23 protein-coding genes are annotated in these 21157 nt (G+C 40.0%); 21 read left to right on the forward strand and 2 right to left on the reverse strand.

Annotated elements, in window-relative coordinates:
- Window positions 1-27: 27 nt before the first annotated feature.
- Window positions 28-363, reverse strand: coding sequence for a hypothetical protein (locus AC6CHU_RS08120; protein WP_159869137.1), 336 nt, complete (start codon window positions 361-363; stop codon window positions 28-30).
- A gap of 870 nt (window positions 364-1233) precedes the next feature.
- Here AC6CHU_RS08120 and AC6CHU_RS08125 point away from each other — a divergent pair.
- From AC6CHU_RS08125 to AC6CHU_RS08225, 21 genes are all read left to right on the forward strand, one after another.
- The gene (locus tag AC6CHU_RS08125; RefSeq protein ID WP_159869140.1) at window positions 1234-1566 is read left to right on the forward strand and encodes a 2Fe-2S iron-sulfur cluster-binding protein; all 333 of its coding nucleotides are present in this window, start codon (window positions 1234-1236) and stop codon (window positions 1564-1566) included.
- Window positions 1567-1629: 63 nt separating this feature from the next.
- The gene (locus AC6CHU_RS08130) at window positions 1630-2400 is read left to right on the forward strand and encodes a creatininase family protein (RefSeq protein ID WP_498121125.1); all 771 of its coding nucleotides are present in this window, start codon (window positions 1630-1632) and stop codon (window positions 2398-2400) included.
- A gap of 224 nt (window positions 2401-2624) precedes the next feature.
- Window positions 2625-3356 carry an iron-containing redox enzyme family protein gene (locus AC6CHU_RS08135; protein ID WP_019382771.1) on the forward strand — a complete coding sequence of 244 codons (732 nt, stop codon included), beginning with the start codon at window positions 2625-2627 and terminating at the stop codon, window positions 3354-3356.
- 122 nt (window positions 3357-3478) lie between these two features.
- On the forward strand, window positions 3479-4942 hold the full coding sequence (locus AC6CHU_RS08140) for an aldehyde dehydrogenase family protein (protein WP_159869146.1): 1464 nt from the start codon (window positions 3479-3481) through the stop codon (window positions 4940-4942).
- A gap of 20 nt (window positions 4943-4962) precedes the next feature.
- Window positions 4963-5442 carry a GlcG/HbpS family heme-binding protein gene (locus tag AC6CHU_RS08145; protein WP_159869149.1) on the forward strand — a complete coding sequence of 160 codons (480 nt, stop codon included), beginning with the start codon at window positions 4963-4965 and terminating at the stop codon, window positions 5440-5442.
- Between the two features lie 85 nt (window positions 5443-5527).
- Window positions 5528-6124 (forward strand): chromate transporter, encoded by a 597-nt coding sequence (locus tag AC6CHU_RS08150; RefSeq protein ID WP_159869152.1) that lies wholly within the window; start codon window positions 5528-5530, stop codon window positions 6122-6124.
- Window positions 6121-6651, forward strand: coding sequence for a chromate transporter (locus AC6CHU_RS08155; RefSeq protein WP_159869155.1), 531 nt, complete (start codon window positions 6121-6123; stop codon window positions 6649-6651). The genes AC6CHU_RS08150 and AC6CHU_RS08155 overlap by 4 nt, the downstream gene beginning before the upstream one ends.
- Window positions 6652-6666: 15 nt before the next feature.
- The gene (locus tag AC6CHU_RS08160) at window positions 6667-7353 is read left to right on the forward strand and encodes a GntR family transcriptional regulator (protein WP_159869158.1); all 687 of its coding nucleotides are present in this window, start codon (window positions 6667-6669) and stop codon (window positions 7351-7353) included.
- A gap of 300 nt (window positions 7354-7653) precedes the next feature.
- Window positions 7654-8004, forward strand: coding sequence for a 2Fe-2S iron-sulfur cluster-binding protein (locus tag AC6CHU_RS08165; protein WP_159869161.1), 351 nt, complete (start codon window positions 7654-7656; stop codon window positions 8002-8004).
- A 295-nt stretch (window positions 8005-8299) separates the two neighbouring features.
- Window positions 8300-8773, forward strand: coding sequence for a RidA family protein (locus tag AC6CHU_RS08170; RefSeq protein ID WP_159869164.1), 474 nt, complete (start codon window positions 8300-8302; stop codon window positions 8771-8773).
- Window positions 8774-8966: 193 nt separating this feature from the next.
- Window positions 8967-10751 carry a sensor histidine kinase gene (locus AC6CHU_RS08175; RefSeq protein ID WP_498121130.1) on the forward strand — a complete coding sequence of 595 codons (1785 nt, stop codon included), beginning with the start codon at window positions 8967-8969 and terminating at the stop codon, window positions 10749-10751.
- Window positions 10720-11511: a response regulator transcription factor gene (locus tag AC6CHU_RS08180; RefSeq protein ID WP_251282918.1), complete on the forward strand. Its 792-nt coding sequence runs from the start codon at window positions 10720-10722 to the stop codon at window positions 11509-11511. The genes AC6CHU_RS08175 and AC6CHU_RS08180 overlap by 32 nt, the downstream gene beginning before the upstream one ends.
- Before the next feature lie 100 nt (window positions 11512-11611).
- Window positions 11612-12925 carry an extracellular solute-binding protein gene (locus AC6CHU_RS08185; protein ID WP_159869170.1) on the forward strand — a complete coding sequence of 438 codons (1314 nt, stop codon included), beginning with the start codon at window positions 11612-11614 and terminating at the stop codon, window positions 12923-12925.
- A 72-nt stretch (window positions 12926-12997) separates the two neighbouring features.
- Window positions 12998-13873: a carbohydrate ABC transporter permease gene (locus AC6CHU_RS08190; RefSeq protein WP_159869173.1), complete on the forward strand. Its 876-nt coding sequence runs from the start codon at window positions 12998-13000 to the stop codon at window positions 13871-13873.
- A 17-nt stretch (window positions 13874-13890) separates the two neighbouring features.
- Window positions 13891-14790 (forward strand): carbohydrate ABC transporter permease, encoded by a 900-nt coding sequence (locus AC6CHU_RS08195; protein WP_159869263.1) that lies wholly within the window; start codon window positions 13891-13893, stop codon window positions 14788-14790.
- Between the two features lie 31 nt (window positions 14791-14821).
- Window positions 14822-15475, forward strand: coding sequence for a YesL family protein (locus tag AC6CHU_RS08200; protein WP_498121134.1), 654 nt, complete (start codon window positions 14822-14824; stop codon window positions 15473-15475).
- A gap of 42 nt (window positions 15476-15517) precedes the next feature.
- Window positions 15518-17128, forward strand: coding sequence for a glycoside hydrolase family 43 protein (locus AC6CHU_RS08205; RefSeq protein WP_159869179.1), 1611 nt, complete (start codon window positions 15518-15520; stop codon window positions 17126-17128).
- 267 nt (window positions 17129-17395) lie between these two features.
- Complete coding sequence (locus tag AC6CHU_RS08210; protein WP_159869182.1) at window positions 17396-18157, forward strand: hydroxypyruvate isomerase family protein; 762 nt, start codon at window positions 17396-17398, stop codon at window positions 18155-18157.
- Entirely contained in the window at window positions 18154-19047 is an 894-nt protein-coding gene (locus tag AC6CHU_RS08215; RefSeq protein ID WP_159869185.1) for an NAD(P)-dependent oxidoreductase, read from the forward strand. The genes AC6CHU_RS08210 and AC6CHU_RS08215 overlap by 4 nt, the downstream gene beginning before the upstream one ends.
- Before the next feature lie 117 nt (window positions 19048-19164).
- Window positions 19165-19839 carry a lysozyme family protein gene (locus tag AC6CHU_RS08220; protein WP_498121137.1) on the forward strand — a complete coding sequence of 225 codons (675 nt, stop codon included), beginning with the start codon at window positions 19165-19167 and terminating at the stop codon, window positions 19837-19839.
- Between the two features lie 166 nt (window positions 19840-20005).
- On the forward strand, window positions 20006-20620 hold the full coding sequence (locus tag AC6CHU_RS08225) for a Crp/Fnr family transcriptional regulator (protein ID WP_251283723.1): 615 nt from the start codon (window positions 20006-20008) through the stop codon (window positions 20618-20620).
- Here the strand turns inward: AC6CHU_RS08225 and AC6CHU_RS08230 are convergent.
- On the reverse strand, window positions 20617-21157 hold a 541-nt coding region (locus tag AC6CHU_RS08230; RefSeq protein ID WP_498121139.1), incomplete at its 5' end, for a Crp/Fnr family transcriptional regulator. The genes AC6CHU_RS08225 and AC6CHU_RS08230 overlap by 4 nt on opposite strands.

Genomic DNA, 21157 nt, shown 5'->3' on the forward strand with positions numbered 1-21157 from the left:
AGATGCTTCCCCCGGGTTTTAAAAATTTTATACGGCTACTTCATCAGATTTAACCAGCTTTGAATGAATAGAGTCTTCGCTATTGCCGGATGCCTTTACAATCTCATCCAATTCTTCCCTGGCTGCTTCAAGCGTTTCAAAACGTTCAAAGAATTTAACACCAATATGATTTACATATTCTTTTCCTTCGTATTCTTCAAATAATTGGATTTTAATATTTTCATCTAAAACCTCTGCAATAGTGTACTTAGCCTTCAACTTATCGAAAAAATAAAAATGATACGTCTCAACCGGCTTTAATCCCTCGTTTTCAAGAATGGTCTGGAAAGTATCTTTATTTGTTAATACAATATATTTACCCAATTTAAACACTCCTTTTAATCTAAAATATTTTCAGTAAGTTACTATAATATGTATTTAGGCAGCATACCTCCCTTTTGTTGGAATATTGTATACCATAAACTTTAAATGTATTTTATACTAAAACTTCAAATTTTTCAATTATAAATTCTAAATTTTTTAATAATTCGGTGAAAAAGATCTGGTAGAATTCATAATAAAAATATAAATACCTGTTCCATTGATCATAATAACAAAAATTAAGAGGGGGCTTGGCTTGGACTGCAGTAAGTCCTGCTGATATATCTGCGATAATGGGAGAACTTCATATTAAAAGGGACTGAATCAGTTTAATTAGCGCCGATATTAAATATCCCCATGTCAAAATAGTAAGGAATCTTCATGAATAAGGACGAAAATTATCCGTCCCTCGCCAATTTGGTAGTAATCCCTCGAAATTAAGCCGAAAATAAGCGTACTTTATTTGAAATGGGAGTTAATCTATTCGAATAATGCCGAGATTAAATGTTCTAATGTTAAACAATTAAGATCGAAAATTTAACCTGCCTCAGCCAATATGGTAGTTAATCTGATTGATTAGTGCCGATATTAAATATCCCCATGTCAAAATAGCAAATAATCTACATGAATAACACCGAAAATCAGCGGTCCCAGCCAAAATGGATGTTTCCATTCTTAATAATGCCGCCGAAAATCCGGCCAGGGAACTCTTAAATGGGAATTACCTGCAAATCTTCATATTCTATAAAACTATTCCATAACCAGAAGCATTTACAGCAAAAAATAAAAATCAAGTTTGCTAATCTGCCAGAAAGGTTGTATACTTCGGAATAAGTATCTAAATTTTTAGAATAAACAGAAAGGGGTAATGATATGCCTAAGGTTACACTGCACGTAAATGGAGAGATTGTAGAAAAGCAGGTAAAGGATAATGCGAACCTGGTAGTACTGGCAGGGATCCGCCAGTTTCCAGAATTAAAATACGGTTGTGGAATGGGAAGATGCACAAAATGTACTTGTATCGTTTTAAACGGGGGAGATAATCTCGCACCGCCAAATTGGAAGGAAGAAAAAATGCTCGGCGATAAAGTGAATGAGGGGTACCGGTTAACATGTCAAATGACCATCCAGAATGATATTGAAATATCACAGGAAAACATCTCTGTAAAGCCTCCTAAAAAAACAACTGCAGCTAGTAACAAATAGTTTTTTATTTTTATTTATTAACGGTATACAAAATACCTAAAAAATAAGCGGGGTATTAAAAAAATGAATTGTTATAATCTTACCAAGATGACGTGGAAGGAAGTTGAGAAATCCTTAGAAACTGTAGAATTCGCTATTATTCCTGTCGGAGCACATGAGCAGCACGGGCCTCATATGGCGGAGAGCTGTGATGCAGTGCTGGCAGAAAGAATGGCGATAAAATTGGGGCAAAGAATGTTTCCATATGCTATTGTGACGCCAACTGTTAACATGGGTGTTTCCGAGCATCATATCCATTTTCCAGGCACCATTACACTACAGCCGACTACTTTGATAGCTGTTCTGAAAGACATGGTTTCATCCCTGAAACAGCATGGCATCAAGAAGTATCTGTTTTTAAATTCCCATGGGGGAAACCAATCTACATTAAATCTTGCAGCAATGACTATCACAAAAGAATTAGAAGTAGAAGTATACTATGCAAAGACCACTGCCTCTGCGAAAGAATCAATAGGGAAATATGTTAAATCTTCTCTATTTGGACACAGTTGCGAAAGGGAAGTGTCTGAAGCTCTGTATCTGGCTCCGGAATTAGTAAAAAAAGACTTATTAGAAAAAGGTGAAATCAAGCAGGGCGGAAGGTGGGAACGGCTCCGGCCGGGGAAGGCTGTTCAAGGTTTTTATTTTTATGAAGAGATGACTGAAAATGGCTGTATAGGTGATGGCCGGCAAGGGAGCAGGGAAATCGGGGAACAAATTGTAGAGGAAGCCCTGAATCATCTTGCAGAGGAGCTTTCTGAACTGCTTGATTTGAAAGAAGAGCTGCTTTACTAATTCTTTCAATCTAGCATATAGAAAAAATAATCTTTAAAAAATTCTAAAAATTGTGTTTACAATTTAATAAGAATAGGTTATGATTTTATTAAGGTATACCAAAGACCAAAAAACACTAATTAATAGGGCTGATAATAAGCAACCTATTATTTTTTAAAAGAAGTTTTGGTATACAAAATATCAAATGCCAATAGGCTACATAAATTTCGAGGAGGAGTTTACACATGCCAGAATTATTATCTAAAGATGAATTTCGTAAAGAACTAGAGGAAGCGATTAAAGGAAACCACAGTCAGAAAGCTCCATTCACAGTAGCTTGGGCTGAAGGAAAACTGGAAAGAAAACATTTTGCGAGATGGGCTGAAAACCATTACCACTATGTAGGTCCATTCGCTGATTACTTAGCGTACATCTACCACAACACTCCAACCGATCCAAAATTTGAAGCAGCAAAAGATTTCACACTTCAAAATATGTATGAAGAAGAAATTGCTGCTGACCGGCATACTGACCTTTTGATTCGCTTTGCTGAAGCTTGCGGAACAACCCGCGAACGTGTAATCAATCCGGAAAACATGGCACCGACGACATTAGGACTTCAAAGCTGGTGCTACGCAGTGGCTGCACGTGAAAACTTTGTTGTAGCAACTGCAGCTCTTGTTGTGGGCTTGGAGTCACAGGTGCCGGATATTTATCGAAAGCAGACTCCTGCTCTTCGTGCTCAATACGGATTCACAGATGAAGAAATCGAATTCTTCGACCTTCATATCGTATCCGATGAAATCCATGGAGAGCGCGGCTATAAGATTGTTCTTGATCATGCTGACACTCCTGAATTACAGCAGCGCTGTCTGGAAGTAGTGCGTACAGGGGCGAAAATGCGCCGCATGTATATGGATGGCCTATGGAGAGAATACCTTGAGCAGGATCTTGGCTCTTTAGTAGAAGCAAAATAATATCTATTATCCAGGCCGTCACATTAAATCTTGTTATACGAGGTCTATGTGGCGGCTCTTTCTTTAACCAAAGAATTTGGCGCAGTAAAGGGAGAAATAAACAGAGAGTAAGGTGATTTCATTTGATTACAACAAAAGTAGAAACCTTCCATAATTATATCAATGGTGAATGGCAGGAATCGGAGAGCCAAAAGAAGTTTCAAAGTGTAAACCCTGCAAATACAGAAGATGTCGTCGGCATTTTTCAGGCATCAAATGAAGCTGATGTAAAGCTGGCTATTGAAGCTGCCAGAGACGCATTCCCTGGATGGGCAAAGACAGCCCCATCCAAGCGTGCTGCCATTTTAAACAAAGCTGCGGCACATCTTGAAGAAAATGCGGCGAAATATGCAGAAGAACTGTCTAGAGAAGAAGGTAAGCATGTCAATGATGCAAAAAATGAGGTCCTCCGGTCCGCACAGACACTTCGTTATTATGCGGTTGAGGGACAAAGCTTCACAGGTGAAACCTTCCCTAATGATGATCCAAATATGAGAGTATCAACGGAAAGAGAACCGCTCGGTGTTGTAAGTGTCATAACGCCATGGAACTTTCCAATCTCCATTGCCGCGAGAAAAATTGCTCCAGCATTAATTACTGGGAACACAGTTGTGTTCAAACCTTCATCAGATACCCCTCTGATTGCTGTCCGGCTGGTAGAAGCACTCCATGAGGCAGGTATACCAAAAGGGGTCTTAAACTTTGTTACAGGGAAGGCTTCTGATGTTGGTGATTTATTAGTTACTCATCCTGCAGTAAAAGCTGTTACATTCACTGGTTCCACAGCTGCGGGTGAGGACATTCACAGCAAGAGCTCATTTACAACCCGAACTCAAATGGAACTGGGCGGAAAAAACCCGCTTTTAGTTATGGAAGATGCTGACCTTGATCTGGCGGCCACATTAACAGTAAATGGCGGATTTTCTTTAACAGGGCAAGCCTGCACAGGTACGAGCAGAGTGATTGTCATGAAGGAAGTAAAAGAAGCATTTGTTGAAAAATTAATTGAAAAAACGAGCGCCCTTAAAATTGGCAGCGGCTTTGAAGAAGGAGTAAAGATTGGTCCGCTTGCAAATGAAAGACAGCTGAAAAACGTCCTGAAATATATCGAGTTTGGAAAAGAAGACGGTGCAGACCTTGTATATGGCGGTGAACAGCTGACGGATGGCCAATATGAAAAAGGATATTTTGTTCAGCCCGCTATTTTTACAAATGTTAAACCGGGTCACCGCATTGCCAAAGAAGAAATTTTTGGCCCTGTAATTGCTGTGATTGAGGCGGATACATATGAAGAAGCCATTGCGATTGCAAATGACGTTGATTACGGATTATCTGCCTCCATCGTGACAAATAACTTAAAAACAGCCAGTCAATTCACAAAAGAAATACAGGCAGGGACGGTTAAAGTGAACAGAACTACAACTGGCAACTTAATCAATGCGCCGTTTGGCGGCTTAAAGCAATCAAGTACGGCTACATTCCGGGAGTCGGGAAGAGTCGGTCTTGAATTTTTCACTCAAGTTAAAACCGTTTATATCGGCTATTAAAAACTAAAGGAGAATGAAACATGAAAACAGCATTAAAGCTTGAACTCGAAGAAGCTAAATTGATGATTGAAGCAGCCAAGGAAAAGTCAGCTGAGATCAATGTGTTTGAAACTATTGCGATTGTCGATGACGGCGGAAGTGTAATTGCCCTTGAACGCATGAACGGAGCAAGAATCACCGGCCCTGAAATTGCGATTGCTAAAGCATACACAGCAGCTGGCCATAAACGCTCCACCCATCTGTTCAATAAAGAACCGAACGGGCCTGCCCTTCCAGGCAATGAGGCATTTGGCATTCAGCATATGCTTGATGGCAAATTTGCTGTGTTTGTCGGTGGATTCCCTATTGTAGTAAATGGAGAAGTTGTTGGGGGAATCGGCATCAGCGGAGGAAATGGTGAGCAGGATACCGCTGTAGGGACTGCTGCACTAAAAGCCCTTCAAAATTACCTGGAAAAAGACGGCTATGAAGTCGTAACCGAAGCAGATATTAAAAAATAATAGAAAAGGGACCTCATTCGTTATAGATAGATAGCGGAATGAGGTCCTTCTTCAGTCAAAAGCACCTAAAAAAGGGAGGATTCACATGAAGCCTTATCTTGAATTGGCGGTTGGATTTGCACGTACCGGTGTGACTGGGTATGGCGGAGGTCCCTCAACAATACCGCTGATCGAATTTGAAGCAGTCAAGAAATATAAGTGGATGACGGAGGAGGAATTCGGGGAAACTCTTGCGTTAGCAAATACATTACCCGGACCGATTGCAACGAAGATGGCTGCTTATATAGGCTATAAAGTCAAAGGCAGCATGGGTGCCACTGTAGCTATCCTGACGCATATCCTTCCTTCGATAATTGCAATGCTTGCATTGCTTGGCGTTTTATACTCCTTCCGCCAATCCCCGATTGTAAGTGGAATGGTGCAGGGAGTGACACCTGTCATCGGTTTTATGCTGGCCGAAATGGCGTATCGTTTTTACCAGAAGGGCAGCCAGGGCTTAGGGCTGCCAAAAAACCTAGTGTTGGCTGCAGTTTCACTTGTATTTGTTCAGTTTTTGGAATGGCATCCCGGTATATTAATTGCAATAGTCCTGAGCTCAGCATTCTATATTGCCCACCGGAAAGAAGAGGCAAATAAAAAGGCAGCTGGAGATTACATGCCAGTAAGGGAGAAAAGTTCATGATTTATTGGGAAATTTTTTGGGCATTTTTTATAGCAAATTTATTGGGTTACGGCGGGGGACCAGCAACCATACCACTCATTCAAATTGAAGTAGTCAATAACAATGGCTGGATGACACTCTCTGAATTTGGTGACGTTCTCGCCATAGCCAATGCGCTGCCGGGTCCCATAGCAACAAAAATGGCCGGATTTATCGGCTATGAACTGGGCGGAGTGCTGGGTGCAGCGGTGGCATTAGCCGCAACCATCCTGCCATCAGCTTTGGCAGTGATTGTGCTGTTTAAGTTTGTGAATTTATTTAAAGATTCCCCTAAAGTGAAATTAATGACCAAATCCGTACAGCCGATCATTGCTGTCCTCCTGGCAGTTATGGCCTATCAGTTCTTTATGTCAGCCTTCGAAAAAAGCGGAATGCTGCACCTTGTGCTTCTTACAGCTGTTGGCTATCTAACATTAAACAAATTCAAGGTTCATCCTTCTCTAGTTATATTCGGAGCATTATTTTATGGAGGGATCTTTTTATCTTAAACAGGCGGTGAAACAATGGAAAAAATATGGGAGGGAAATAACTTAATATCTATACGCGAGCATGCGTATTTGTATCTGAAAAAACTTATTTTAGAAGGAGAATACCAGGCGGGAGACAGACTGGTAGAACGGGAACTTGCAGCCAAACTGAACATTAGCCGCACACCGATCCGGGAGGCTCTATTTAGGCTTGAATCTCAAGGCTTTGTGAAAACAGTTCCCAGAAAAGGGGTGGTTATCTCCAATATATCAGAGAATGAAGTACTGGAGGTCTTTACCATCCTTTCTTCTCTTGAGGTACTGGCGGTTAAATTGGCTGCGCAAAGAATGGATATTGACACACAAAAAGAACTCGACCTTAAAATCAATGAACTGATGGAACTTAGTGAACGGGATGAGGAACACTTCAATTCCGAACATATCCAGATGAACAGGCTGATTAATAAAGCATCCAAAAGCCCAAAGCTATATGAAATCTTATCAGGTCTAATCGACTTCATTCACATGGCTGCTAATATGGGATATGAAACACCTGGAAGAAGAAAAGACTCATTAAAGGAACATATAGATATTATGAAAGCACTACGCGATAAAGATGCTGAAATTGCGGAATACCTGATGAGGATCCATATTGAAAACTCGAAGAAGGCTTATATGGCATACATGGCCAGCATTAAGAATAGAGGTACTGTAAAAAATTAAACAGTTTATTGAGCGTTTTTTCAAAGAGAGGATCATTCAGGCAGAGAAAAAAGAGTTTGAAAGAAAAGATTGTGAAGTTTGAGCAGCGATTGACAAGGAAAGGTGAGATCGGAGAATAGATTCGCAACTATCGGCTTCTTAGCCAGGGAGATTGAAACATTAGTTTACATGAGGCGTGCAAAAAAGCATGTTTTAAAATATTTAAAATTTTAATATTGTCTGAATATTATTTGTATGGTATATTGTATACCAAGGGCAAGGGACTAACTCATATGAATAAGTTTAAGGAGGAATTCATTCATGCCAAACATCCATTTTGTCAACAGCAATAAAACTCTGGAAGTGCCTGAGGATTCTAATATATTAAGAATGTCGCTCCGCTATGATGGGGATCTGCCAAATCGCTGCGGCGGCGGTATTTGCGGCACTTGTGTTTTTAAAACCGAAGAAGGGGCCGAATACCTGGACAATGTGAAAATCCAGGAAAGAAGAAAGCTGGGAGAAGAGTGGCTGGAAAAAGGCTACCGTTTAGGATGCCAGACTTTTGTAACAAACGGGGATGTTACCATTTCCTGGGACGATAAAGTGACAGATCAGGTGAAAAAGAGAAAGCCGGATAAATTAAAGTCAGCTGTTCCTACTGGGAAGTGAGTTTCCCGAGATTGCGTTCTGTAATGGAGGAATTTAGTTATAGTCCGTTACAGAATGCAAAATAAATTCACAATATAATAGAAGAAGGTGAAAATATGTGGGTTTGTAATACACATTTAAAAGAAGCTATGCAAATATTAAAGACTCCTCATATTCGAAAAGCTCCTTACGAAATAAAGTGCTCACTTTGTGAAAATCTTGCATTTGCTAAGGTCTATTATACTCACCGCTCATTTAAATTCACTAAACACCTATATTCTTCATTAAAACAAAGTGTTTCTCAGGAGGCATAGCTATGGAAGGGGTAAAAAAGAGAATTGAAGAAAGACTGGAAGAGCTAAATATCCAGCTTCCTTTATTATCTGATATTGGAATGCCTTTCGAATCAGGTGTTATCTCAGGCAGCACAGTTTTTTTATCTGGACAAACTCCCAGGGTAAATGGCACACAAAAATATTCAGGTATTGTAGGGGAAGACATTTCTGTCGAGCAAGCAAAAGATGCAGCAAGAATTTGCACCCTTAATTTACTGGCAGCCCTTAAAGGGATCATAGGAGATTTAAATAAAGTAAAAAGAATCATTAAAATGGATGGGTACGTTGCATCAACAAGTGACTTTAAAAATCATCCTATCGTTATTAATGCAGCTTCAGAACTGCTTCATGACATTTTCGGAAAGGAAAATGGACATGCACGCAAAGCAGTTGGGCTTGCCTCTCTACCAGGCGGAGCCCCTGTAGAGATTGAAATGATTGTCGAAATCGAATAACTTCCAAACAAGGGCTGCTCAGGTATTGAGCAGTTTTTCTATTTATGCTCTTTTAATAAGATGCTATTATGACTTCAAGAAGGATAAGGAAACCTAAAAGACCTTTAATAATTATTGTAAGGGTTTTCAAGTTTTGCACCACTAAATCTGCTATATTTATATATATTAGATAAGCCGAGAATAGGAGAATCATATGAAGATCTTTTTTTCTTCTATAAAAAAATATAATACACTCCGAAATCAGATTCTAGCAGTGTTTTTAAGCGTTATGCTGGTTGTTCTGTCATTTGTTTCACTCGTTGTCTATGACCAGTTAGGCGGCTTTTTTAGGCAAAATGCAGAGCGGCAGGTTCAGCAAACCGCAAAAGAAGCCAACGGCAGAATGGAAACGATGTATAAACAAATTGACACATTGACTAACCAGCTTATGACCAATAGTACTGTTCAGAAAATGCTGCTGGAGATGCTTGAAGGGGAAAGCATGGATTACGTGAAATTGGAATCCCTGATTAAAATCATAAATAATACATATGCCTACTCTGATGGAATTTCATCAATTGAACTGTATAATGCAGAAGGCAAAAGGGTATATCCTTTCGATGGCAAGAATATTTTTAATGTCATCGATTCAAAATGGATAAAAGCTGCCGACAAGGAAAAGGGGAGGCTTGTCTGGACAGGGAAAGCTGCCGGGAACAGCGACTATTCTGCTGCCATACGAAGAGTCAGTCTGATGGATCGCTGGTTCACGAATGGCGGTTATCTTATCGTGCGTATTTCCAACAGTTATTTTCAGATGCAAGGCAATAATGATGAAAACGGACAGAATGATTATATGATGCTGCTGGATCGCGACTTAACGCCTATTACGAATGATTATGGACTTGATATAAAAAGTATTATTCAGCAAAAGGAACAGCCAATTATCATTCGTGATCAGGAATATATGGCTGTTACTGAAAAGTCAGCTGTGACAGGCTGGACTTTTGTCATTCTTAAGCCGATGAGTTTTCTGCTGCAGGGCGTTTCGAAAGTTAGAGCTGTAATCATCCTGGCAGTTTCCATTGGATTCTTGCTGTTTGTCATTTCCTCCATTGTGCTCGCCACTATGATCACAAGACCTATTAAGAAACTGACTAATACAATGAAGAATGCCAAAATGGATGAATTAAAACTGAATCCTGAAAGTAATTCCTCACTTGAATTTATTGAATTAAACTATACCTACAATAAAATGGTTAAAAGAACCAACCATTTAATTCAGGTTGTCTATGAAAAAGAACTGCTGCGGTCACGAACTGAGCTTAAGGCCCTGCAGGCCCAGATCGATCCGCATTTTCTCTACAATACTCTAAATGCATTGTACTGGTCCCTCGAAGAGAAAGAGGAGGAGGAACTGGCTGAGATTGTCATTTCTATGTCGGAACTTTTCCGATATACAATCGGAAACCGTAGCTCAAGTGAATGGGTTACAATACATGATGAACTTGATCATATCGAACGGTATATGCGGCTGATGAAAATGCGGCTTGGTGATAGATTATTATGGAAAATTACTGCACCACCCAAACTCCTGGGGGTGAAAATACCAAAATTAATTATCCAGCCATTAGTTGAAAATGCCATACAGCATGGAATTGAAAATACCAGAATACAAGGTACTGTCCTAATCCATCTAGAAGAGTCGGCTAAACGCGACACAGTTAAGATTACGGTGCAGGATAACGGTCCGGGAATTGATAAGGCTGAGCTTCATCAGTTAAATGAGGAGATAAAAAAGGAGAATGTATCTTCATTTAAGGGGATAGGGATGGCGCTGACAAATGTTAATAAAAGGCTCAGTCTTTATTATAAATCCAATTCCATTGCCGGTCTTAACCTGGAAAGTGAATCGGGTTCAGGGACCAAAGTTGTCTTCGAAATACCTGCGGGGGAGGGAAGTAATGGTGGATACAAAGATTATCTTAATAGTGGATGATGAAGAGACAACGAGACAAGGGCTGAAAAAGACATTGGAAGGATGGTCAGCAGGGAGATTTCAGATTATCGGCGCAGCTGACGGACATGAAGCTTTAGCGGTATTTAAAAGGACAAAAGTGAACCTGCTTATTACAGATATATGCATGCCGGAAATGACTGGATTGTCACTCTTGAAAAACATTAGAAACCAAGGGTACAAGCCTGCTGTCCTGATTATATCCGGCTATCCTGATTTTGATTATGCACAGGAAGCCATCCGGCTGGGGGTTCTAAACTATCTGGTCAAACCATTGCGGAAGAAAAGCCTTATAAGTGCAATTGAAGAGGCTCTTGAAACAGAAGCTCATATGGCCAGGGCAGACTATTTGGAGAAAATTGCAGACCGGGGTCTGTTAGAGCTGGAAGGAAAAAAAGAGTATGTAAATTCATCTGTCAAACAAGCCATTGCATATGTGAATGAAAATCTAACGGAACAAATTTCTCTTAAAGAAGTGGCTGATGCAGTGCATCTGAATGCCAGTTATTTTAGTGCAATGTTTAAAGAGCAGACCAAAATTACGTTTAGTGAATATTTGACAAGAAAGAGACTTCAATTGGCGAAAAAGCTGCTCATAACCACAGATTTGACCATAGATGAAGTGGCCAGGCAAGCTGGCTATCAAACTTCCAAGTACTTTATTAAACTATTTAAAGAGTCTGAAGGTATAACCCCAAGCAAATACCGAAAATTGACCGAACTTGATGAAACGCCCATCTAAAAAAAGTGGAATTTTTCCCAATCGCGGTTACCTTACCGCGATTTTTTAGTGATGTTATCATTGGAGTTGTTAGAATAATCAAGCAATAGGAGGTTGAGAAATGTTGAAGAAAGCGCATTCATTATTACTTATTTTAGTGCTGCTTGCGGCGGCAGCACTGACGGCGTGCAGCGGAAGCACTGATACGGCCACTGGTGAAAATGGTTCCAAAAAAACCATTAAGTTCATGCACTTATGGCCGGCAGGAAGCTCCAAACAGCAAAATCAGATAGTTACAGAAATTATTGAACAGTATGAAGCTGAACATGAGGATGTGAAAATTGAAGTTGAAGTTCTTGAGAATGAACAGTACAAAAATAAAATAAAGGTACTTTCATCTTCTAATGAATTGCCTGATGTAGGTTTTACATGGGCAGCTGGATACATGACTCCATTTGTTAAAGGTAACCTGTTTGCAGAGCTGGATGATGTATTAAATGATGGCTTGAAGGATTCTTTTGTCAGCGGGACAACAGAAGCCTACGCTCTCGATGGAAAAACATATGGTTTGCCTCTTGAGCTGAACATTGCACCCATTTACTACAATAAAGAAATCTTTGAGAAATATAATCTTGATGCACCCCAAACATACAGCGAGTTTGAAAATGCTGTCAAGACACTGGCAGTCAATGGGGTGGCACCGATTGCCCTGGGAAACAAAGACCGCTGGACCGGATCTTTGTGGTATATGTACCTGGCAGACCGTATTGGCGGGGCTGAAGTTCTTAATAAAGCCATTGACCGTTCCGGTTCGTTTGAAGACCCTGCACTAATATCGGCTGCTGAAGAAGTTCAAAACCTTGTTAAAACGAATGCGTTTAATAAGGGCTATAATGGACTTTCAAATGACGAAGGCAAGGCGGAGTTCCTGAATGGCAATGCGGCAATGTACCTGATGGGAACCTGGGAGCTCCCTAATTTCACAACAAATGAAGAAATCCCTCAGGAATTCAGGGATAATGTTGGATTCTTTAAATTCCCGACCGTTGAAGGCGGCAAAGGAAATATCGACAGCTGGGTGGGCGGACCCGGAGTAGGCTTGTTCGTTTCAGAGAATTCAAATGTTAAAGATGAATCAAAAGAATTTGTTAAGTTCTTTGTTGAAAAGTGGGGAGAGCAATCTGTAGAAAAAGCAGGTGTCATCCCTGCCACGAAGGTTGATACAGGAAAAGTGGATCTTCCCGACCTGTATATCGATGTCTTAAACGAGTTGAATAAAGCCAGCAGCCTAACTTTATTTGCTGATGTCCAAATGAGTGCGGCAGTTGCAGAAACCCATTTAAACCTTATCCAATCCTTGTTCGGCAATGAGGTAAAACCGGCTGATTATGCCAAACAGCATGAAGAGGCTCTTAAGGCTGAAGAAGGGAATTAAAGATTCATGAGAGGATATATCAGCTTTTATGGTATATCCTTTCTCATTCTAACAGGAAGGAGCTGAAGCATAATGAATAACGTGCTTTCCAATAAAAAAATAATAGCATTGTATATCGCACCTGCCCTTTTCCTGATTCTCACATTGATCTATGTCCCCATTCTGCAAACTGGATACTACGGTTTGATGAAATGGAATGGCATCGGTGAAATGAGTTTCATTGGTTTAAAGAATTACACAGTATTGATGAAAGACCCGCTTTTTTGGAAAAGTGCACTGCACTCCTTTTTGCTGGCCCTATTTTCGGCAATGAGTTTAATTGGTTACTTATTCATATCCATTATACTTGCAGGGAAAATCAGAGGAGCGGATTTATTGAGAAAAATTTATCTAATCCCAATGCTGCTGGCGTCTGTTGCCATTGCACAGCTATGGATGAAGATTTACCATCCATCAAACGGCATGCTGAATACCGTTTTAATGGCTATAGGTATTGAAGATCCTCCAGCATGGCTAGCGGATGCGAATCTTGCACTCTATGCCATTATTATTCCGATAATCTGGCAGTACGCTGGTTTTTATATTCTGATCTATTATGCTGCATTAAAGAATATTCCGGAGTCCCTTGTAGAAGCGGCGAGAATTGATGGAGCATCTTCCTGGCAGGTTGCACTTAAGATCAAAATACCTTTAATTATGAATGTCATCAAAGTAACCATTGTTCTTGCAGTTGTAGGATCTCTGAAATATTTTGACCTGATTTACGTCATGACTGGCGGGGGACCAAATGGAGCAAGTGAAGTAATGGCATCTTATATGTACCAAAAAGCATTTAAGGGGTTTGACTTTGGTTACGCTAGTGCCATCGGGTTTTTCCTGCTGGTGATATGTCTTGCTGTCACCTATATAATCCGCAGACTGACAGCTGCCAATAAAGATATCTACTAATGGAAGGGGGAAAAATGATGGAAACAGTTAAAGCTGATGGCACACCAGGCATAAGAGTATTACCGAACCAAAAGCCTGTCTCAAAGTCTATTCTTAACCGTGCAGCTTACATCACAATGTATATATTACTCATTATTGTCGCAGTATTTCAAATTTTCCCGATTATTTGGCTCTTTCTTTTTTCGCTGAAAAACAATCAGGAAGTTTTCAATACGTCGCCCTTTTCTTTACCTCAAAGTCCTAAATGGGAAAATTACGCAAAGGTTTGGACTGAAGGCAACATCAGTTTATATTTTATCAACAGTGTAACATACACCATTGCAGCAGTTTTGCTGACTGTCATCTTAGCCAGCATGGTTACCTTTGCTATTACAAGAATGCAATGGAGAGGAAGCAGGCTTGTTCTTGGACTGTTCATGGTCGGATTAATGATACCAGTTCATTCCACACTGATCCCTTTATTCAGTACCTTTACAAAGATAAATTTGATTGATAATCCGCTATCCATCATATTAACTTATACTGCCTTTAACCTTCCGATTACCATTATGATTCTGCTCGGTTTCTATGAAGCACTGCCAAGGGAGGTTGAAGAAGCTGCGGTCATGGATGGTGCATCCATTCATCATATTTTCTTTAAAATAACACTGCCAATGACAATGCCGGTTATGGCGACGGCTGCGATTATTAATATGATTTACAACTGGAATGAATTTGTATTTGTGAATACATTTATCAGTTCGGATAACTTTAAGACACTCACGGTTGGAATCCAGAATTTCATTGGCCAGTATACTACGGATTGGGGAGCAATCGGTGCAACACTGGTCATCAGCATCCTGCCAATATTAATTGCCTTTCTCATATTAAGCAATCGTATCGTAGAGGGGATAGCATCTGGCTCGGTTAAAGGCTAAGGACTAATCCGGCAATGAGGAGGTGAATTTCGTGCAAATAACGCTGAGTAAGCTATTTTCAATTTGTGAATGGATTATGAAGCTTGCTTATGTTAACTTGCTCTGGCTTTTATTTACCGTGGCTGGATTAGCCGTTTTTGGCTTCATGCCCGCAACTGTTTCGCTCTTCACCATTGTCCGCAAGTGGCAGATGAAACAGGCAGAAGTCACAGTATGGAATACTTTCATATCAATCTATAAAAAAGAATTCATTAAATCCAATCTGCTTGGTTTCATCCTGATCATATGGGCGGGAATCATTCTCTTGGACTGGCATTTTGTAAATGGCTTAGAAGGGAGCATGCAGATGGTATTTTTCGTACCGCTGCTGATTATATCTGTTCTTTATTTCTGTACTCTAATGCATATTTTTCCGGTATATGTACATTACGATTTGAGAGTAACCGAATATATTAAAAATTCATGTTTACTTGGAATCCTGCACCTGCATATTACCTTAATTTTAACGGTCTCCGCTGGATCGATTATCTTTGTACTGCTGTACAATCCTGCGTTTATTCCATTCTTTAGCGCAGTATCTATTTCATGGATATTGATGTATGGCGGAATGTACAATTTTAGAAAAATCGAAGAGAGGTATATTATTGACCGGAATCCTGAACCAATCTCTGACATTCGGGCTTAAGATGCCCATAAAAGTGACAACTAAAAAGAAAGGTGTGGTTTTATGGCACTCATACGCAATCCAATTTTAACAGGATTTAATCCTGATCCGAGTATTTGCCGGGTGGGAGAAGATTATTATATTGCTGTTTCCACTTTTGAGTGGTTTCCCGGTGTTGGAATCTATCATTCTAAGGATCTGAAGAATTGGCGTCTTGCTGCAAGGCCGCTAAACCGTTTAAGCCAGCTGAATATGACAGGAAATCCGGATTCAGGGGGAGTTTGGGCACCTGCTTTATCCTATCATGATGGCCAGTTCTGGCTAATTTACACGGATGTAAAAGTCGTGGATGGTCAGTGGAAGGATTGCCATAATTATCTTTCAGTATGTGAAGCCGTTGAAGGGGAATGGTCTGATCCTGTGTATCTAAACAGCTCAGGATTTGACCCCTCAATGTTCCATGATGAGGATGGAAAAAAATATCTGGTCAATATGGTGTGGGACCACCGCGCTGGCCATCACAATTTTTACGGAATCGTTTTGCAGGAATATGACGCGGAAAGGCAAAAGCTGATAGGGAAACCTGAGATTATCTTTAAGGGGACAGATATCAAATTGACAGAAGCCCCCCATTTGTATAAAGTCAATGGCTATTACTTTTTGCTGACTGCTGAAGGCGGAACTAAATATGACCATCAGGCTACCATTGCGAGATCAAGGAATATTAGGGGGCCTTATGAAGTGCACCCTGAAAACCCGGTCATTTCGTCTTTCGGAGCACCGAGAAATCCACTCCAAAAGGCCGGACACGCCTCAATGGTAAAAACTCATACAGGTGAATGGTTTCTTGTCCACCTTACAGGACGCCCTTTGCCAAGAGAAGGACATCCCTTGCTGGACCCGCGCGGATACTGTCCGCTAGGAAGGGAGACAGCCATCCAAAGGCTCGAATGGAAGAATGACTGGCCATATGTGGTTGGAGGGAATGAGCCTTCACTTGAAGTTGAAGGGCCAAATATTAAGGAAGTAAAGTGGGAAAGAGATTGGCAGGAGAAAGATGATTTTGATAGTAAGACCTTAAACCTGAATTTCCAGAATTTAAGAATACCGCTTGGGGAACTCATAGTTTCATTAACGGATAACCCGGGCCATCTCCGCTTATATGGGAAGGAAAGCTTAACATCCAAATTTACACAGGCTTTCATTGCAAGAAGATGGCAGCACTTTACGTTCACAGCAGAAACAAAAATGGCATTCCAGCCCGAAACCTTCCAGCAATCTGCGGGTCTTGTCAATTATTATAATACTAAAAACTGGACGTCCTGCCAGGTCAGCTGGAATGAAGAGAAAGGCCGAATCCTTGAATTGGTTTCTTGTGATAATTTTATTTTCTCCCAGCCCTTAAAAGGGAAAGAGATTGAAATCCCGGCAGAAGTTAAATATGTTTACCTCCGTGTGAATGTCCGTATCCATGAATATACATATTCTTATTCATTTGATGGTGAGAACTGGCATGAACTTGCAAGTACTTTTCAATCCTATAAATTATCGGATGATTATATAAAGGGCGGAGGTTTTTTTACAGGTGCATTCGTCGGCATGCAATGTCAGGACACGTCCGGTCAAAATCAGTTTGCGGATTTTGATTATTTTATTTATAAGGGTGAATCATAATAAGAAAATTGGGCTGCTCAGGAATTGAGCAGTTTTTTCTTTTTAGAAAAAGGATTCTATTTACTTATAACGAATTAATGGACAAAAGAATTATTGGGAGGATTTTATGCAGGAAGAAAACTTAAGCGCAGATTATGGTATTAAACCGCTGTTTCAGAAACAGACCTTCCCATTTAGGGGCTAAGTCGAGAGATCGATCAGCTAATTTAAAAGCTAATCCATACAGAAAGACCATTGGATTGACAGCAACAATTACAGGAGGCAGCCATGAATAAATTTTCTATTAATCTTTCAACCGTTTTTACAGAGTTTCCTTTTTTAGAGCGTTTCAAAAAAGCCAATGATGCCGGTTTTGTTTATGTGGAGTGTCAGTTTCCCTATACATATACAATAGAAGAAATAAAAAAAGAGCTTAATCAAAATCAGTTATTGATGGACTTAATTAATCTGCCCCCAGGTCAATGGGAGAAAGGGGATCGTGGTCTGGCAGCTGACCCTTATAGAATAGAAGAGTTTAGAAAATCAGTTGAGTTGGGGATCGTTTATGCAAATAGCCTAGGAGTCAAAAAGATACATTGTATGGCGGGAAACAGCCCAGATAATAGTCTGGAAGTATTTATCGAAAACCTCCTTTACGCGGGTACTGCAATGTCTAAGCATGGGATTACCTTATTAATAGAGCCTATCAATCCATCCGACATGCCTGACTATTTCTTAAGTGATATTCAGAAGGCTGCAGACATTATTCATCAAGTCGGATTACCGAATGTTAAGCTGCAATTTGATTTTTACCATATTGAAAGAATACATGGCCAATCTCTTTCCTTTTTCCAAGAATATGCTGAACTTGTTTCTCATGTGCAATTTGCGGATTGCCCAGGCAGACATGAGCCGGGGACGGGAGAAATGAACTATAATGAGATCTTCCAATATTTGCAGAAAAATTATAAAGGCAGAGTTGGGCTGGAGTATTTTCCGCAATGCGGGAGCGCTGAAAGCTTTGCTTGGCTGAAGGAGGTGGCTTCATGAAGATTGGGTTTATAGGAACAGGCGTAATGGGCTCCAGAATGGCCAGGCGGCTATTAGGCCATGGCTATCAATTGGCAGTACATAACCGGACATTTAATAAAGTACTGCCGCTTATAGAAAACGGTGGGATATATGCGGAAACAATCAGTGAACTTTCCAGTCAATGTGATATTGTCTGTACATGTCTTTCAATGCCTCAGGATGTTATGAACGTATATCTGGGCAATGAAGGTATTATAGAGAATGCGAGACCAGCTACGATTTGCATTGACTTTACTTCAGTAGGAGCCGACACTAGTAATACTATTTTTGAAATGGCGGATGGTAGGGGAATCAGCTATCTTGATTGTCCTGTCAGCGGCGGTCCCGAAGGAGCTGAAAGCGGGACTTTAACGATTATGGCTGGCGGTGAGAAAACGGCCTTTCAAAAAGTAAAGCAGGTACTCGATGTGCTCGGTGATACCATTGAATTTCTGGGACCTTCAGGGTCAGGCAGCATTGCTAAGCTGATAAATCAGTATCTCGTTGCAGTTCACTCCCTTGCTGCATCAGAGGCAATGGTCACCGGAGCTGCTTTCGGACTGGAGTCCGAACAGCTCTTGAAAGTACTAAAGGCAAGCTATGGCGACAGCAGAATTCTTCGCAGGCATATGGAACAATACGTATTCGGACGTCTTTTCACACCAGGTGGGGCAGTGAAATATGTCCACAAGGATGTTCGGCTCGCCAATCAGCTGATGCAGGAAGCGGGTCTTAGTCAGTATACAGGGCAGATGGCTGAAAAAGCATTTCAAACAGCAGGAGAGAATGGACTCTGGGATCAGGATATGGCAGCAGTCATAAAGCCGCTGGAGGAAGAGGCTGAAATTATAGTGGAAAGCAAGCAATAATAGAGATGCCAATAAAGTTCTTCCAGCTTCTCTAAAGGAGCAAATCCTATTAAAATATCAGTATTTTCTGCTATAATAAAAATCTGAAATTATAATAGAGAAACCGGGAGAGCAGCAATGAAACGCAAAAAAAGCAAAAAGCGAACAAAACGAAATTCAAATATTGCCTTACTGTTATTTTTTATGGTTTTGATATTCGTTTTATTTGACCAATTCAAACAGCTAAATATTAAAGAAACTGCAGTTTCTTTACTGCCGAATACTATATCCAGAGACGTCCAGAATTATACACCTTTACTTGAAAAGGAATTGAAAGAAGTCAATCTCGAAGAATACACACTTGTCCTGGCAGCGATCATGCAGCAGGAGAGCAAAGGGAAGGGCGGGGACCCGATGCAGGCATCCGAGTCTGCAGGACTCCTGCCTAATTCCTTTCAGGACCCGGAACAGAGTATTAAGCAGGGTGTTAAACATTTTCAGAAAGCATTAAATTATGGAAATCAAAAAAATGTAGACTTTCCTGCTGTTATCCAAGCTTACAATATGGGAATAGGTTATATTGACTTTGTTGCTAAACAGGGCGGAAAGCACAGTGAAGAAATCGCAAAGGAATTTTCCCTTAAACAGGCTGAAAAGAATCCGGAAGTGTATGACTGCGGAGGCGACAAGAATAATTTCCGGTACCCATATTGTTATGGTGATTTTACTTACACTACTAAGGTGACAAAGAATATAGAAAGTTTAACTGCAAGCAATAATATAGATATACCGATTCAAATTCAGGATATTTAGTTTTGCTGATGCCTAAACCTCTTTTTTTAAAAGAGGTTTTTATTTTATTCTTGTACCACTGTTTTGAAATAATGACAAATGTTATATTTAGATTAATAGAATAGCAGCAAAAACACAGGACACCTGATTAATTGAGTTATCGAAAAATCATAAAGAAGGTGAGCACGTGGAGAAGCTTCGCAATAAGTGGGAGCCCTATTTGCATTATGGTCAATTATTTGACGCAGAAAAAAATAAGGTGATTTATCGTCAGGGTGAAAAAGGTAAAGGATTTTATTATTTACGTAAAGGTGAAATTAAGATTACCCTCCTTTCTGATAATGGAGATGAGCGTATTATCAATATGGTACCCTCAGGCATGCTATTCGGTGAACATGGAATTCAAGGCGAACAATATCTTACCAGTGCAACAACAGTACTTCCCTCCGAAATTTATTTCTTCTCTGACGATGCATACGCTGCTGTTTGTAAAGATTATTCAAGTGCGGCTGAAATTTATACCGATTCTCTTATTTATAAGTTTAGGACTCTAGCAGATATTATTTCCTTAATGGATAGTCCTGTTGAACATCAAATGGCCTACTATCTTATCAAGTTGGCCGAAGAAAATGGGAAGGTATCCATGAACCAGACTGCATTTTCCAAATATATTGGGGTATCAAGGATTACTGTTTCTAAAGTGATCCAAAAATGGAAAAAAGCAAATTACATAACATTGATAAACAGAAAAATCCTTATTAAGGATATGAATAAATTAAAGTCTATGCTAAATAATTATTAAAATGTCTCCTTGACTAGATTTCTTAGGAAATCTGGTTTTTTTATGTAGTAAATTTTATTATCTGAGTCAATAACCTCATTCATTTTCCAATCTTTTAAAACCTTATACACTGTTATTCTAGTTAAGCCGGTGCAACTTGACAGATCCTGCTGAGAAAGGGGAATTTCATAATTTTTGAATTCATCACAAACATTCTGAAGAAGAAGTGCTAGCCTTTGTTCGGATGTAAGCGCATTCATATTAATCCGATCCAAAAGAATCTTCATTTTGTGAATCACACTTTTTGAAAAAAGCTGGTTTAACTCAGGGTCCTGCAACATAAATTCTCTAAATTCCTCAGATGGAAAATGGTAGACAACTGAATCCTTTACTGCCACTGCCGTTGTAAAATGTTTTTTTTGGTCCAATGATTGAACTCCTAATAGCTGATTCGGAATAACGATATTTAATACTCTCTCTTTTTTAGTGGCTGTTATAGTAACAATTTTGACAAGACCTTTATGAAGAAAGTAAAAACCATCTCCATTTGTGCCCTGC

The sequence above is a fragment of the Cytobacillus sp. GQ23 genome (assembly GCF_059758675.1).